Genomic DNA, 14,590 nt, shown 5'->3' on the forward strand with positions numbered 1-14,590 from the left:
AGGGAGTCCGCCTTGACCCGTAATCCGACCGATTCCCGTCTGGCTGCCGCCGGGCTAAGCCCCGATTCGCGGGCGCTGATCGTCGGTCTCGGCAAGACCGGTTTGTCGGTCGCCCGTTTCCTGGCCGGGAAAGGTATCCGTTTCGCCGTGGTCGACAGCCGTTCCGACCCTCCGGGCCTGAATGCGTTGCGGGAAGCATTCCCTGACGTCGGGGTTTTCCTTGGTGATTTCGCCGCAGCGGCCTTTGCCGCCGCGACGCATCTGATCGTGAATCCCGGCGTGGCGTTGGATATTCCTCCCATCGCGGCGGCGGCTGCCAGGGGGGCGCGAGTCCTGGGTGATGTGGACCTGTTTGCCTGCTGCGCGAACGCGCCGGTGGTTGGCATTACCGGCTCGAACGGCAAGAGCACCGTGACGGCGCTGCTCGGGCTGATGGCAGAGCGCGACCAACGCCGAGTCCGGGTCGGCGGCAACCTGGGCGAGCCCATGCTTGATCTGCTGGACGACGAAGCCGATCTCTATGTGTTGGAGTTGTCGAGCTTTCAGCTGGAACGCTCGTCGCTGCTGGAGCCGCTCGCCGCAACCGTTCTGAACGTCACGCCCGACCATATGGATCGCTACGCGGATCTGGAGGCCTACGCGGCGGCCAAAGCGCGCATCTTCAATGGAAACGGTGTCATGGTGCTGACCCAGGATGATCCCATCGTGGCTGCTATGGCGCAGCCGGGCCGCCGGGTCGTCTGGTTTGGCTTGAACGGCGCGGCTGATTTCCGTCTCCAGGAGCGCGAGGGACAGGCGTGGCTGACCCGGGGTGAGCAGTTCCTGATGCCGGCGGGCGAGGTTCGGATTCGCGGGCAGCACAATCTGAGCAATGCGCTCTCGGCGCTGGCCCTGGGGACGGCTGCGGGGCTTTCCGATGAGGCCATGATCGTCGCCTTGCAAACCTTCCCCGGACTGGAACACCGGATGCAGTGGGTTGCCGAGCGGCACGGGGTGACTTACGTGAACGACTCCAAGGCAACCAACGTCGGAGCCTGCTTGGCGGCGCTTTCGGGCCTGACCGGAAAGGCCGTGCTGATTGCGGGCGGGGACGGCAAGGGTGCCGACTTCAGCATCCTGCGGGACGCCGCGGCCAAACACCTACGGGCCGCGGTGTTGATGGGCAAGGATGCGGCGCTGCTGCAAGGGGCCCTGTGTGACGTGGTGCCGGTCTCTCGAGTGAACACGATGCATGAGGCGGTCGCCGCCGCCGCGGCTCTGGCACAGGACGGGGATACGGTCTTGCTCGCCCCGGCCTGTGCCAGCCTTGATCAGTATCGCGATTATCAGCATCGGGGTCAGGTATTCGTGGAAGCCGTTCGGAGTTTGCCGGCATGAAGCATGCGGTCGTAGCGCAACGCAGCCAAGGGGTGGTCCTGGCCTGGGGGCAGAATCGTTTTTACGTCGATACCTTACTCCTGCTCGCGGCGAGTGGCTTGCTGATTCTTGGTTTCATCATGGTGTCGTCGGCTTCGCTCCATCTGGGCGATAAATTTGCGGACGACAGCTTCTTTTTTCCCAAGCATCAGTTGGCCCATATCCTTGCCGGCTTTCTCCTGGCAGTGACGGTCGCCACGGTTAAACTGGATACTTGGCAGAAGTCCTCATTCGTTCTATTTGGTTTCGGCATTCTGTTATTGCTGATCGTGCTGATTCCAGGGCTGGGCACCCGCGTCAATGGTGCTATACGCTGGCTTAACCTGTTCGGCGTCCGGATCCAGGTTTCCGAGATCTTCAAACTCATCGCGGTCGTCTACGTTGCCAGTTATCTGACGCGACATCTGGAGGTTGTCCGCTCGTCCGTGCTCGGGATGGTGTACCCCCTTGGTTTGCTGGCGATCGCCTGCGGTTTGCTGTTGATGGAGCCCGATTTCGGAGCTTCCGCGGTGATCATGGCGACGGCGCTGGGCATGCTGTTCATCGGGGGTGCGCGTCTTTGGCCTTTCGGGGTTTTGGCCGGCCTGGTGGTAGTTTCAGCGGTCGCTCTCGTCGTTACGGCAGAATATCGCCTGAAGCGCGTGTTGAGCTTTCTGGACCCGTGGGCGGATCCGCTGAACACCGGATTCCAGTTGACTCAGGCGCTAATCGCCTTCGGCCGTGGGGAATGGACAGGCGTGGGACTGGGATCGAGTGTTCAGAAACTCTTTTATCTGCCGGAGGCCCACACGGATTTCCTGTTTTCCGTAATCGGCGAGGAGTTGGGTCTCCTGGGCGCCTGCGCCGTGATCCTGCTGTTCGCCGTCGTCGTGTGGCGGGCCTTCGCGATTGGTCGGTTGGCCGAGCAGCAGGGTTTGCGCTTCGGTGCCTATCTTGCGTATGGCATCGGGATCTGGTTCGGCCTGCAGGCTTTTATCAACATGGGCGTTAACATGGGTATGCTGCCGACCAAGGGCCTGACCTTGCCCCTTATGAGCTACGGCGGCGGCAGTATGATAGTGACCTGCGCGGCGCTGGCGCTATTGCTGCGTGTGCGCTCAGAAGCCGTCGAGCGGCGACTCGGCGGACCCCGGATCCGGACGACATGGGCACGCGCGTAGTCATCATGGCCGGTGGTACCGGCGGACATGTCTACCCGGCGCTCGCCGTCGCGGAGGAATTGCGCAGCCGCGGGTGCAAGCTGGTCTGGATGGGGACGCAACGAGGCCTGGAGTCGCGTGTCGTGCCGTCCGCTGGGTTCGCATTGGAGACACTGAGTGTCGCAGGTCTTCGCGGCAAGAATTGGCGCGAACGCGTCACCGGGCCGTTTTTGTTGCTCAAGTCCTGTCTGCAGGCCATCGGCATCCTTCGACGCCATCGGCCGCAAGTGGTGCTGGGATTCGGCGGGTTCGTCTCGGGCCCGGGCGGGCTAATGAGCCGTTTGTTGGGCGTCCCGCTCGTGATACATGAACAGAACTGCATCCCCGGAACCACCAACCGCTGGCTTGCGAAAAGCGCCCGCAGGGTGTTGGAAGCCTTTCCCGGCAGTTTTCCGAAGGAGCGGCAAGCGGAGTGCACCGGGAACCCGGTGCGGCGGGCCCTGCTCGAGATTGCCGCGCAACGCGCATCCCGACTGCCTGATGCTCCGCTCCGCATCTTCGTCTTCGGCGGAAGCCTCGGCGCACAAGCCCTGAATGAGATTGTCCCGGAGGCCTTGGCCCAGCTTGACCTCCCTTGCGAGATCCGGCATCAGACCGGGACAGCGATGCGCGATCAGACGGCTGCCTTGTACCGTCGTCTGGGGGTGGCTTCGGAAGTCGTTGCCTTCATTGACGATATGGCCAGTGCCTATTGCTGGGCGGATCTGGCGGTCTGCCGGTCCGGTGCCATGACCGTCAGCGAACTGGCAGTCGTCGGCTTGCCGGCGATCTTGGTGCCCTATCCGTACGCGATCGATGATCATCAGACCGCCAACGCTCGGTTTTTCGAGAAAGGAGGCGCCGGTCGCTGTGTCCCTCAGAACGACTTAACCGCCGCCGGCCTAGCTGCGCTGATTCGTGAACTGGCCGCCGATCCCGAGACGTTGGTGGCAATGGGCCGCCAGGCGAGCAATCTCGCCAAGCCGGAGGCGGCGCAACGGGTAGCGGATATCGCTCTGAAGGAGGCACGATGATGACCAGTTTCGAGGCCCCGCTGAGCGGTTCGCCCATGCGTCGGATTCGCCGTATCCATTTCGTCGGTATTGGCGGTGCCGGCATGAGCGGGATTGCCGAGGTGCTGCTGGGCCTCGGATACCAGGTGTCGGGGTCTGATCTGAAAGAAGGTCCTGCCACCGTGCATCTGCGCCATTTGGGGGCGGAAATTGCGATAGGCCACGCCGTCGCGAATGTCCAAGGCGCCCAGGTCGTGGTAACATCCACCGCCGTGGCGTCGGCGAACGTCGAGGTTGTTGCTGCGCGTGAGCAACGTATCCCGGTGATTTCGCGGGCGGAGATGCTGGCCGAGCTAATGCGGTTTCGCTATGGGATCGCCGTCGCAGGCACGCATGGCAAGACCACGACGACCAGCCTTACGGCCAGTATATTGGCCGAGGCAGGGCTCGATCCGACATTCGTTATCGGCGGGAAGCTGAATAGCGCAGGCACCAACGCCCAGTTGGGGGCAGGACAGTATTTGGTCGCAGAGGCTGACGAAAGCGATGCGTCCTTCCTGCACCTACAGCCGATGATCGCTGTTGTCACGAACATCGATCAGGACCACATGGAGACCTACGGTGGGGACCTCGGCAAGCTCCAGGACACTTTCATCGAATTCATACATCAATTGCCGTTCTATGGCCTCGCGGTACTATGCCGTGATGATCCCGGCGTTCGGGCAGCGTTGCCCCGCATCAGCAAGCCCGTGAGATCCTATGGCATCTCTGAAGATGCAGACGTGCGTGCCGAGAATATCCGTCAGGTCGGGTTGGCGAGTCATTTCGAACTCGTGCGCGAGGGGCGGACGGGGCACCTCGACGTCACGCTCAATCTGCCCGGGCGGCACAACGTTCAGAATTCGCTGGCCGCCATTGCGGTCGCGTCCGAACTGGAGGTGCCGGACGACCTTATTCTGCGGGCCTTACGCAACTTCCGCGGTATCGGCCGCCGTTTTCAGATCAACGCCGAAGTCCCGCGGGGCGAACGGAGCGTTACATTCGTCGACGACTATGGCCATCATCCGCGCGAAGTGGCGGCAACCCTTGACGCCGCGCGCGAAGCATGGCCGGACCGCCGGCTGCTGATGGTCTTCCAACCTCATCGCTATACGCGTACCCGCGATCTCTTCGAAGACTTTGTCCGGGTGCTCTCGAAGCCTGACCTTCTGGTCCTGCTTGACGTCTACGCCGCCGGCGAGGCGGCGATCGCGGGTGCCGACGGGCGCTCGTTGAGCCGCGCCATCCGTGTCAGAGGGCGGATCGACCCGATTTTCGTCGAAGAGTTGGACGAGTTGGCGGAAGTGCTGGCCCCCCTGATCGAACCGGGTGACGTCGTCCTGACGCTGGGTGCTGGAAATATCGGTGCGGCCGCGGCTGCGCTGCCGAAAGCGCTTGCGGAGAGGTGGCATGGCGACCGCTAGTTTCGGCGTGGAGCACCCGGCCGGGCGGGCTGGCCCGCCCGGTACCGAGGCTTTCAATGCGCCGTTGGCCGACTTTACCTCTTGGCGCGTTGGCGGACCAGCCGACCGGCTGTATCTGCCCGCCGATGCGTCCGATCTCAGCCTTTACCTGCAGACACTCGCGCCGACGGAGTCTATCTTCTGGCTGGGTCTCGGAAGCAACCTCCTGGTTCGGGATGGGGGTATCCGGGGTGTCGTGATTTGTACGAAAAATCGGTTGAAGTCGATTGAACGTCGCGATGGCCTGCGCGTGTTCGTCCAGAGCGGCGTCCCCTGTGCGCACGTGGCGCGCTTCTGCGCCGATGCCGCGTGCGGTGGCGGTGAGTTCCTCGCCGGCATCCCCGGCACCGTGGGCGGCGCATTGGCCATGAACGCCGGTGCTTTCGGTGGCGAGACGTGGGAACTGGTCGAACGCGTGCAGACCATGGATCGCACAGGCGTCTGCCGGTGGCGCGCGGCGGCCGAGTTCACGGTGGGCTATCGCTCGGTGGTCGGGCTTCCGGTGGATGAATGGTTCATCGGCGCCGAGTTACGCCTGCAGCCGGGCAATGCCTCGGCATCGCGCAGCAAGATTCGGGAATTGCTCGCGCGGCGTGCCGGTACCCAGCCCACGAATCTGCCTAGCTGCGGCTCCACCTTTCGCAACCCTCCCGGCGATCACGCCGGCCGACTAATCGAAGCCTGCGGACTTAAGGGTTTCCAGGTCGGCGGTGCTCAGGTCTCGACCAAGCACGCAAATTTTCTCGTGAATCTGGGGAATGCCACGGCAGAGGATATCGAGCGGTTGATCTTGCATGTTCAATCTGAAGTTAACCGGTTATGCGGCGTGACCCTGCATCCGGAAGTGCGGATCGTCGGGGAGAGGCTGGGGGCGACGGGAGGGCGTAGCAAGTGAAGTATCGGGTGCGGCAGGCTGAGGAGTTCGGGCACGTCGCCGTGCTGATGGGCGGTACGGCCGCCGAGCGCGAGGTATCCTTGAGGAGCGGACAAGCGGTGTTGGCCGCCCTGCAACAGCGAGGGATCCGGGCGACCGGAGTCGATGTTCGGGGGAATCTCGTTGCCAGCGTACTTGATCAAGGCTTTGACCGTGTCTTCAATATCATTCACGGACGGGGCGGCGAAGATGGAGTGCTGCAAGGTACATTGGAGTCCTTATGCCTGCCGTACACCGGCAGCGGGGTGCTCGCATCGGCCCTGGCCATGGATAAGCTCCGGACCAAGTTGTGCTGGATGGGAGCGTCCATCCCGACCCCGGCATGGTGCGCGCTGGACGACGAGTCCGATTTGCAGCGCTGTGCCGAGACCATAGGCTTCCCGGTGATCGTCAAGCCGTCCGCCGAGGGTTCCAGCATCGGCATGAGTCGTGCGGAGACGCTCGGCGAGCTGCAGGCCGCCTGGCAGGCGGCATCGGCTTTCGATTGTCGCGTCTTCGCCGAGCGGTGGGTCGAGGGCCGGGAGTACACGGCCGCGATCCTGGATGACGAGCCGCTGCCGCTGATTCGTTTGGAGACGCCCAACGCGTTCTATGACTTCGACGCGAAATACCGGGCTGATACGACGCGCTACCACTGCCCCAGCGGGCTCGACGAGGCGACTGAGCGTCGTTTTCAGCAGTTGGCTTTGGGGGCATGTCGGGCCGTCGGCGTCGAGGGTTGGGGGCGCGTCGACCTGCTGGTCGACGGCAATGGTCAGCCCTGGCTGATCGAGGTCAACACGGTCCCTGGCATGACTGACCACAGCTTGGTGCCCATGGCCGCCAAGGCGGCAGGAATCCCGTTCGACGAACTCGTCTGGCGGATTCTGGAAACCAGCTGTTGATATGAGACCCAGAACAGCAGTGACGCGGCGCAGAGCGCCGCAACAGAGCCTGCGTTCGTCGCGCATGGCACGCTGGCTGCCGCCGTTGGTGAGTCTCGGGCTGCTGGGCGTCATTGGCTGCGGCGCGTGGGCCTATTGGGATCAGAGCTTGCGCCATGCCTATCCGATCCGCTACGTTCGAATCGAAGGCAAGATTCTCCAACTCGACGAGAGCGAGCTCAGTTCGGCGATCTCACCCCTGGCGCAGAGGGGTTTTTTTGACGTGGACCTTTCGGCAATCGAGTCGGTTGGCCGGTCGTTCCCCTGGGTGGAAGACCTCCGCGTGGTGCGGCAATGGCCGGATACACTGATCGTTAACGTCAGCGAGCATCGTCCTAGCGCGCGCTGGAATCAGGGGAGCCTCCTGAACGACCGTGGTTTCCGCTTTACCCCGGCGAGCCGCGAAGGATTCGATGCATTGCCCGTCCTGTCCGGGCCCGAAGGGCAGGAACGCGAAGTCTTCGCGGTGTTTAGCAAGCTGAATGCGATGATCCAGGGCGACAACGTCCGCGTCGGTAGGCTGCAATTGACCGCCCGACAGAGCTGGACCGCGACGCTTTCCGACGGCCAGGAAATCGTCATCGGGCGGCAGGATCCGGTAGCCAGCTTCGAGCGCCTTCGGCGGTGGTTGCCGAGCCTACAGCGGCGGCGCGGGGCCCTGGTAAAGCGAGTCGACCTGCGCTACCGCAACGGTTTTGCCGTGGTCTGGGGTCTGGCAACCGAACCGGCGCCGGCGCCTGATGAAAACGGCGCAGCTGAGGGTACGGGTGCCTCTCTCCAGCCGTTCATGCAACGTCCAAACTCACATCTCGCGGCGCTTCAATGGTAAGAAAAGCAGACAGAAACTTGATCGTCGGCCTGGATATCGGAACGTCCAAGGTCGCCTGTATCGTCGGCGAACTGAACGGCGATCACGATATCGAGGTGGTTGGCATCGGCACGCATCCGTCGCGGGGCATCAAGAAAGGTGTCGTCGTGAATCTGGAAACGACCGTGCTCTCGATTCAGCGGGCGGTCGAGGAGGCCGAGTTGATGGCGGGTTGCCGAATCAATTCGGTCTATGCCGGCATCGCCGGAAGCCATATCACGAGCATGAATTCGCATGGCATCGTGGCCATCCGCGACAAGGAAGTCACGCAGGCCGACGTGGACCGCGTGATCGATTCGGCGCGCGCGGTGGCCATACCGGCCGACCAGAAAATTCTGCACATCCTGCCGCAGGAATTCGTCATCGACCGCCAGGAGGGCATCCGCGAGCCGATCGGCATGTCCGGCATCCGCCTGGAAGCCCGCGTGCACATCGTCACCGGCGCGGTCAGCGCCGCGCAGAACATCGTCAAGTGCATACGGCGTTGCGGCCTAGAGGTCGAGGACATCATTCTCGATCAGTTGGCATCGTGCACCGCGGTGCTCAGCGAGGACGAGAAGGATCTCGGTGTGTGTCTCGTCGACATCGGCGGCGGCACCACCGACATCGCCGTATTCACGGATGGCGCCATCCGCCACACCGCCGTCATTCCGATCGCCGGGGACCAGGTCACCAACGACATCGCCGTGGCCCTGCGCACGCCCACGCAGTTCGCCGAGGACATCAAGCTTCGCCACGGTTGCGCGCTGACTCAGCTGGCCAAACTCGAAGATACGATCGAGGTACCGAGTATTGGCGACCGTCCGGCGCGCAAGATCTCGCGCCTGAATCTGGCCGAAATCGTGGAACCACGCTATGAGGAACTTCTGCTGCTGGTGCAGGGGGAGTTGCGGCGCAGCGGGTTTGAAGATTTGATCGCAGCGGGCTTGGTGATTACGGGCGGCAGTGCGCGCGTCGAAGGTCTGACCGAGCTCGCGGAAGAGATCTTCCATGTTCCGGTGCGCGTCGGGGTGCCGCAGCATGTCACGGGTCTGACCGATGTCGTGCGCAACCCGATCTATGCAACCGGTGCCGGGTTGTTGCTGTTCGCTCGCCAGCATCAGGGCGGAGGAGACCGGCAGTTCGTGGCGGGGCCGGGATTCAAGGGCGTATGGACCAGGATGCGGAACTGGTTCAGTGGGAGTTTTTAGGCATATCAAACCGAACGTGAGGGATTGAGCATGAAATTCGAGCTCGTGGATTCATACAGTCAGAATGCCGTGATCAAGGTGGTTGGTATCGGCGGAGGCGGTGGCAACGCCGTCAACCACATGGTCACTAACCACATCGAGGGCGTGGAGTTCCTGTGCGCGAACACGGACGCCCAGGCGCTCAAGAGCATCAATGCGCGCTCCGTAATCCAGTTGGGTAGCGCTCTGACCAAGGGGCTGGGCGCCGGCGCCAATCCGGACATCGGCCGCCAGGCGGCACTCGATGACCGCGAACGGATCCAGGAAGTACTCGACGGCGCGGACATGGTTTTCATCACCGCCGGAATGGGTGGTGGTACCGGTACGGGGGCTGCGCCAGTGATCGCGGAGATCGCCAAGGAAGCCGGTATCCTGACGGTCGCGGTTGTCACCAAGCCGTTTATGTTCGAGGGACGCAAACGGCGGCAGATTGCGGACAAAGGCGTTGAGGAACTGAGCCAGTTCGTCGACTCTTTGATTACGATTCCGAACGACAAACTGCTACCCGTCCTTGGCAAGGATGTCAGTCTGATGCAGGCGTTCGCCGCTGCGAACGACGTGTTGCTCGGGGCCGTCAAGGGTATCGCCGACCTGATCACCCGCCCCGGCCTCATCAATGTCGACTTTGCCGACGTTCGGACGGTCATGGCTGAGATGGGCATGGCGATGATGGGGACGGGTGTTGCCAATGGTGAGAACCGGGCACGCGAGGCGGCGGAGCGCGCGATCGCGAGCCCGCTGCTCGAAGATACGAGCCTGCAGGGGGCGCGCGGCATTCTCGTCAATATTACCGGTGGTCTGGATCTGGCCATCGGCGAGTTCGACGAAGTCGGCAACAAGGTCAAGGAGTTCGCATCCGACGACGCCGTCGTCGTGATCGGTACCGTGATCGACCCCGACTTGGTCGATGAAGTGCGCGTGACGGTGGTCGCCACAGGCCTGACCGGTTCACACGCCTCGGGAGAGACCGCTCTGAAACTGGTGCAGAAAAACACCGGGGAGATTGACTACGAGCAGTTGCAGCGACCGGCTGTCCACCGGCGCCAACCGAAGCATGAGCCGCGTGCGGAGACGGCGAAGGAGATGGACATGGACTACCTGGATATCCCCGCGTTCCTGCGGCGCCAAGCGGACTGATGCCCGCCGCTTGCTACGCGGCAATCCGTGCCCGACCCAAGGATTGCAAGAGAGACACCGGCGTATTCGACGTGCCGCCCTGCCGCGGCGCGGCACGCCGTTCGACATCGGTGGGGGCAGACGTTCCCGTCACAATGAGGAGAGTCAGATGATCAGACAACGAACGCTGAAGAACATGATTCGGGCGACTGGCGTCGGCCTGCATACGGGCGAAAAGGTCTATCTGACCCTCCGTCCCGCGGCACCGAATACCGGTATCCGATTCAGTCGGGTCGATTTGCCCGAGCCCGTGGTCATCGAGGCCAGGCCCGAAAATGTGGGGGAGACGACCTTGTCGACGACGCTGATGCAAGGCGATGTCCGCATCTCGACCGTCGAACATCTGCTGTCGGCGTTTGCGGGGCTCGGCATCGACAACGCCTACGTGGACGTCAGTGCGTCGGAGGTCCCGATCATGGACGGAAGTGCTGGCCCGTTCGTGTTTCTGATTCAGTCAGCGGGCGTTCAGGAGCAGGAAGCGCCGAAGCGCTTCATCCGCATCAAGCGTCGCCTGATGGTTCAGGATGGCGAGAAGTATGCCCGGTTCGAGCCCTACGACGGTTTCAAGGTGACCTTCACCATCGACTTCGATCATCCTGCCTTTCACACCGACAGCCAGACGGCGAGCATCGATTTTTCCTCGACGTCCTTCGTCAAGGAAGTTGCAAGGGCACGCACTTTCGGCTTCATGCGCGACATCGAGGCGTTGCGCAAGCGTCGACTGGCCCTGGGCGGCAGCATGGACAATGCCATTGTCGTGGACAACTATCGGATCCTGAACGAAGACGGCCTGCGCTATGCGGACGAGTTCGTGAAGCATAAGATTCTCGACGCCATCGGGGATCTTTACCTGCTCGGCCACAGTCTGATCGGCGCCTTCGTGGGTTACAAGTCCGGGCATGCGCTGAACAACAAGCTCCTGATGGAACTGTTGCGCCGGAAGGATGCCTGGGAAATGATCACGTTCCGTGACGACGAGGCGCTGCCGATTTCCTATATGCGTCCGGCCCAGGTCGCACGCTGATCCCATGCTTGCGGAACGGGGGCGGCGCTATTCGCTCGCAACCCTCGTTCTCTTCCTTCCCGCAGCGCTAGCTAGCGCTGCGGGAAGCCGGCGCTAGCGGCGTTCCGGGTCGCGGAGCGTCTTCGCCAAACGCGCCAGCGCGGCCTGAATCTCGTCGCTTGGAGAGTATCTGGCCGCCGTTTCGACTTGCTCGGCGATCGCGCGGGTCGGAAGTGCAAGGTCGCGGAGCCTCCGGTCGATTTGCCAGGCCGGAAAAACGCGGATCTGTACATGTCGCCAACGCGACTCGAACCGGTGGTTCAGCGTCGGGAGCGCTGGCGCCAGCGCGAAACGGAGCGCGGTGGCATGGATCGCCGCGTCAGCGAACACGACCAGATGGTCGTGGTGTGAGACACAATGCACGCAGTGCTTCGCAAGACGCTCGGGTATTGACGAGCGAACGGCCTGTTCGATTGCAGCGTGAATCTGGCAGCGTGCGACGAAGTCGGCCAGACCCGGTGTTTGCGAAACGATTTGGCCAAGTTCGCGCCCGCGCCGGCGGCGCTTGGTTGGCTGTGCGGGTCGCTCAGCCATGCGCGGGTGGTATTGTTGGCTCACAGCACCAGTGTGACACGGAGTACATCCCGATCATCCTCTTTTTCGCTCGCCCGGAAGCCAAGCTTCTCCGTGAAGCGCAACATCGCCGTGTTGCGGGCTAGCACTTCGCCCTCCAGTGTTTCGAAGCCTTTTTCCCGACTCGCTGCGATCAACTGATTCATCAGTCGCGTGCCCAGGCCATGCCGTTGCCAGTCGTCGGCGATGACCACGGCGAATTCGGCGCTGCGCGCGTCCGGATTCGGAAAAAAACGGGCGACTGCGATTTCGGTTTCCTCGCCCGCGACGGGGGTGGTTGCGATTAGAGCGAGTTCCCGGTGGTAATCGAGTTGGGTGAACCTCACCAGCAACTCCTGACTCAACTCCCTCAGGGCTTGGTTGAAGCGGAGGTAGCGTGCCTCCGGGGACAGTTTTCGTACGAAGGCGCGCTCGATCGCGGCGTCTTCCGGCCGGATCGGCCGGATCGTGATGTCCTGTCCCTCCGGCAACTGGAAGCGGCTGATCCAGTTACTCGGATACGGATGAATCGCCATGTGGTCGAAGTGACGTCGACCGGCAATGGGCGGGCGTACCATGATGCGTGTGTCCAGCGCGCGAACGCCATCCTCATCGGCGACCAGTGGATTGATGTCCAGTTCCTCGATCTGCGGCAGTTCGCAAACCATCTCGGAAATCCGCAGCAGCACATGGATCAGAGCGTCCAGATTGATTGGCGGAAGGTTACGGAACTGGCCCAGTAGCCGAGAAATTCGGGTTTTGGCGATCAGATTCCGAGCGAGATCCTCGTTGAGCGGCGGTAGCGCAATGGCCCGGTCCCGAAGGACCTCGATTGCAGTGCCTCCCGCTCCGAAGCTGATGACCGGACCGAATACCGGGTCCTGGACGACGCCGACGAAGAGTTCCCGCCCGCTCGCCGGCTGGTACATACTCTCGACGGTGACGCCGAGCAGTGTGGCCTCCGGACGCAACGCCTGCACGCGTGACAGCATGTCGGAGTAAGCGTGGCGGATCGATGCGGCGCTGTCGATATTCAGCCGGACGCCATCGACGTCGGATTTGTGCACAATGTCGGGGGACCGGATCTTCAGCGCGACGGGAAAGCCCAGGCATTCGGCAGCCGCCAGCGCCTCGTTAGGTGACCGTGCGTCGATCGCCGCGCCCGTTGGGATATGAAAGGCGCCCAGGACCGCTCGTGTCTCGAGTGGGGTCAGCAGCCCCTGCCGCGACGCCAGTGCGCCATCAATGATCAGTTGGGCACCGGCGAGATCGGGTCGTTCCAACTCGGCTAGCGGCCCAGGCACCTGCATCAGAAGGCGCTGGTTCCGTCGGTACTCGACCAGGTATCCGAAAGCCTCGATCGCCGTCTCGGGATTGACGAAATCCGGAATCTGCGCGGCCCGGAAGAGCGCCCGGCCCGCCTGAACCTGGCGCTCGCCGAGCCAGCAGGCCAGGAGCGGCTTGTCCGTGCGGCCTGCGGCCGCGATCACCGCCTCTGCGGCCTCGGCTGGCTGCGACATGGCCTGCGGTGTCAGCATCACCAGGAGTCCGTCGACAGCGGGATCCAGGGCGCAGGTCTCAACCGCTGTGCGATACCGTTCCGGTGACGCATCGCCGAGGATGTCTACCGGGTTGGACCGAGACCAGTTTTCGGGCAGTTGCTGGTTCAGAGTGTTTAGCGCGTCGGGACCGAGAACGGCGAGTTCGAGTCCCTTGTCGATGGCCCAGTCGGTAGCCATGACACCCGGTCCGCCCGCATTGGTAACGATGGCCAATCGGTCGCCGCGAATCCGCGGCGGCGACGACAGCAACTGGGCTGCCGCAAACAACTGCTCTATCGTGGCGGCGCGGACGACACCGGCGCGCTCGAGCGCGGCTGCGAAGACGTCGTCCGCACCGACCAGTGCTCCCGTGTGAGTCATGGCAGCGCGAGATCCCTCGGCATGACGCCCGGACTTGATCACGATGACCGGCTTGAGGCGCGCTGCGGCGCGCAGGCCGCTGAGGAAGGGGCGGGCGTTCGTGACGCCTTCGACGTACATTAGTATGCTGCGGGTTTTGGGATCGAGCGTCAGGTAATCCAGCACCTCCCCAAAACCGACGTCGGCCGCGTCGCCGATCGAAACGATTAGAGAAAAGCCGATGCCGTGCGCGCCGGCCCAATCGAGAATGGCGGTACAGATTGCGCCGGATTGGGATATCAATGCGATGGAGCCGGGTTCGGCGACGTTATTGCTGAAGGTCGCGTTGAGCCGAGCGCTCGGGCGGATGAACCCGAGGCAGTTCGGGCCGAGCAGCCGAATTCCAGCGCGTCGACATTCCTCGGCGACTGTCAGCTCCAGGCGCTTGCCCGCGGCGTCGCGCTCGCCGAAGCCCGCAGACAGGACGACGGCGGCGCGGACGTGGCGTTCCCCGCAGGCGCGCAGGATCGGGACCACCGTCGAGGCGGGGGTCGCGATGACTGCCAGATCCACATCTTGTCCCAGCGCCTCGATCGAGGGTGTGCAGGGCATACCCCTGACCTCGGTGTATCTCGGGTTGATGGCGAAGATGGGGCCGCCGAACCCCCCATCCAGGAGATTGGCGTAGAGACGGGTGCCGACGGCGTCGGCACGCTCGCTCGCACCGAAGACCGCGATCGATCGTGGCGCGAACAGGGGTTCCAGGTAATGTCGGCTCATGTCGAGTACTCCCTGGTTTGGCCGCGGAACGCAGGAGACGGGGCGCCGCCGCCGA

General features: G+C 63.1%; 12 protein-coding genes. 10 read left to right on the forward strand and 2 right to left on the reverse strand.

All coding sequences use genetic code 11. The features are described 5' to 3' along the window. The first annotated feature begins 12 nt into the window (after positions 1–12). The 10 genes from murD to lpxC all read left to right on the forward strand — a co-directional run bounded on the left by murD (position 13) and on the right by lpxC (position 11,263). On the forward strand, positions 13–1,377 hold the full coding sequence (murD, locus tag ACW73L_RS01930; protein ID WP_498919655.1) for a UDP-N-acetylmuramoyl-L-alanine--D-glutamate ligase: 1,365 nt from the start codon (positions 13–15) through the stop codon (positions 1,375–1,377). Further along, complete coding sequence (gene ftsW, locus ACW73L_RS01935; protein ID WP_498919656.1) at positions 1,374–2,576, forward strand: putative lipid II flippase FtsW; 1,203 nt, start codon at positions 1,374–1,376, stop codon at positions 2,574–2,576. Before murD ends, ftsW begins: the two co-directional genes overlap by 4 nt. Next, positions 2,561–3,628 carry an undecaprenyldiphospho-muramoylpentapeptide beta-N-acetylglucosaminyltransferase gene (murG, locus tag ACW73L_RS01940; RefSeq protein ID WP_498919657.1) on the forward strand — a complete coding sequence of 356 codons (1,068 nt, stop codon included), beginning with the start codon at positions 2,561–2,563 and terminating at the stop codon, positions 3,626–3,628. Before ftsW ends, murG begins: the two co-directional genes overlap by 16 nt. Next, the gene (gene murC, locus ACW73L_RS01945; RefSeq protein ID WP_498919658.1) at positions 3,628–5,070 is read left to right on the forward strand and encodes a UDP-N-acetylmuramate--L-alanine ligase; all 1,443 of its coding nucleotides are present in this window, start codon (positions 3,628–3,630) and stop codon (positions 5,068–5,070) included. The genes murG and murC overlap by 1 nt, the downstream gene beginning before the upstream one ends. Then, positions 5,057–6,004 (forward strand): UDP-N-acetylmuramate dehydrogenase, encoded by a 948-nt coding sequence (murB, locus tag ACW73L_RS01950; RefSeq protein WP_498919659.1) that lies wholly within the window; start codon positions 5,057–5,059, stop codon positions 6,002–6,004. The genes murC and murB overlap by 14 nt, the downstream gene beginning before the upstream one ends. Next, a complete protein-coding gene (locus ACW73L_RS01955) occupies positions 6,001–6,927 on the forward strand; it encodes a D-alanine--D-alanine ligase (RefSeq protein ID WP_498919660.1) in 927 nt (308 codons plus the stop codon). The genes murB and ACW73L_RS01955 overlap by 4 nt, the downstream gene beginning before the upstream one ends. Before the next feature lie 64 nt (positions 6,928–6,991). Further along, a complete protein-coding gene (locus tag ACW73L_RS01960) occupies positions 6,992–7,795 on the forward strand; it encodes a cell division protein FtsQ/DivIB (protein ID WP_498919661.1) in 804 nt (267 codons plus the stop codon). Beyond that, the gene (gene ftsA, locus ACW73L_RS01965) at positions 7,789–9,024 is read left to right on the forward strand and encodes a cell division protein FtsA (RefSeq protein WP_139557614.1); all 1,236 of its coding nucleotides are present in this window, start codon (positions 7,789–7,791) and stop codon (positions 9,022–9,024) included. Before ACW73L_RS01960 ends, ftsA begins: the two co-directional genes overlap by 7 nt. Before the next feature lie 30 nt (positions 9,025–9,054). Further along, positions 9,055–10,200: a cell division protein FtsZ gene (ftsZ, locus tag ACW73L_RS01970; protein ID WP_129882342.1), complete on the forward strand. Its 1,146-nt coding sequence runs from the start codon at positions 9,055–9,057 to the stop codon at positions 10,198–10,200. A gap of 148 nt (positions 10,201–10,348) precedes the next feature. Next, positions 10,349–11,263, forward strand: coding sequence for a UDP-3-O-acyl-N-acetylglucosamine deacetylase (gene lpxC / locus ACW73L_RS01975; RefSeq protein ID WP_129882341.1), 915 nt, complete (start codon positions 10,349–10,351; stop codon positions 11,261–11,263). 93 nt (positions 11,264–11,356) lie between these two features. Here lpxC and ACW73L_RS01980 read toward each other — a convergent pair whose 3' ends face one another. Together ACW73L_RS01980 and ACW73L_RS01985 are read right to left on the reverse strand one after the other, a co-directional pair. Further along, positions 11,357–11,836, reverse strand: a complete 480-nt coding sequence (locus tag ACW73L_RS01980) for a hypothetical protein (RefSeq protein ID WP_498919662.1) — start codon at positions 11,834–11,836, stop codon at positions 11,357–11,359. Positions 11,837–11,856: 20 nt separating this feature from the next. Next, the gene (locus tag ACW73L_RS01985; protein ID WP_498919663.1) at positions 11,857–14,535 is read right to left on the reverse strand and encodes a bifunctional acetate--CoA ligase family protein/GNAT family N-acetyltransferase; all 2,679 of its coding nucleotides are present in this window, start codon (positions 14,533–14,535) and stop codon (positions 11,857–11,859) included. Between the last annotated feature and the right edge of the window lie 55 nt (positions 14,536–14,590).

Source organism: Methylolobus aquaticus (genome assembly GCF_054172105.1).

Coding starts and splice junctions, on each gene's coding strand:
- ACW73L_RS01960 (WP_498919661.1), top strand. CDS start 6,992: ATGGCACGCTGGCTGCCGCCGTTGGTGAGTCTCGGGCTGCTGGGCGTC.
- murG (WP_498919657.1), top strand. CDS start 2,561: ATGGGCACGCGCGTAGTCATCATGGCCGGTGGTACCGGCGGACATGTC.
- ftsZ (WP_129882342.1), top strand. CDS start 9,055: ATGAAATTCGAGCTCGTGGATTCATACAGTCAGAATGCCGTGATCAAG.
- lpxC (WP_129882341.1), top strand. CDS start 10,349: ATGATCAGACAACGAACGCTGAAGAACATGATTCGGGCGACTGGCGTC.
- ACW73L_RS01985 (WP_498919663.1), bottom strand. CDS start 14,535: ATGAGCCGACATTACCTGGAACCCCTGTTCGCGCCACGATCGATCGCG.
- ACW73L_RS01980 (WP_498919662.1), bottom strand. CDS start 11,836: ATGGCTGAGCGACCCGCACAGCCAACCAAGCGCCGCCGGCGCGGGCGC.
- ftsW (WP_498919656.1), top strand. CDS start 1,374: ATGAAGCATGCGGTCGTAGCGCAACGCAGCCAAGGGGTGGTCCTGGCC.
- murB (WP_498919659.1), top strand. CDS start 5,057: ATGGCGACCGCTAGTTTCGGCGTGGAGCACCCGGCCGGGCGGGCTGGC.
- murC (WP_498919658.1), top strand. CDS start 3,628: ATGACCAGTTTCGAGGCCCCGCTGAGCGGTTCGCCCATGCGTCGGATT.
- ftsA (WP_139557614.1), top strand. CDS start 7,789: ATGGTAAGAAAAGCAGACAGAAACTTGATCGTCGGCCTGGATATCGGA.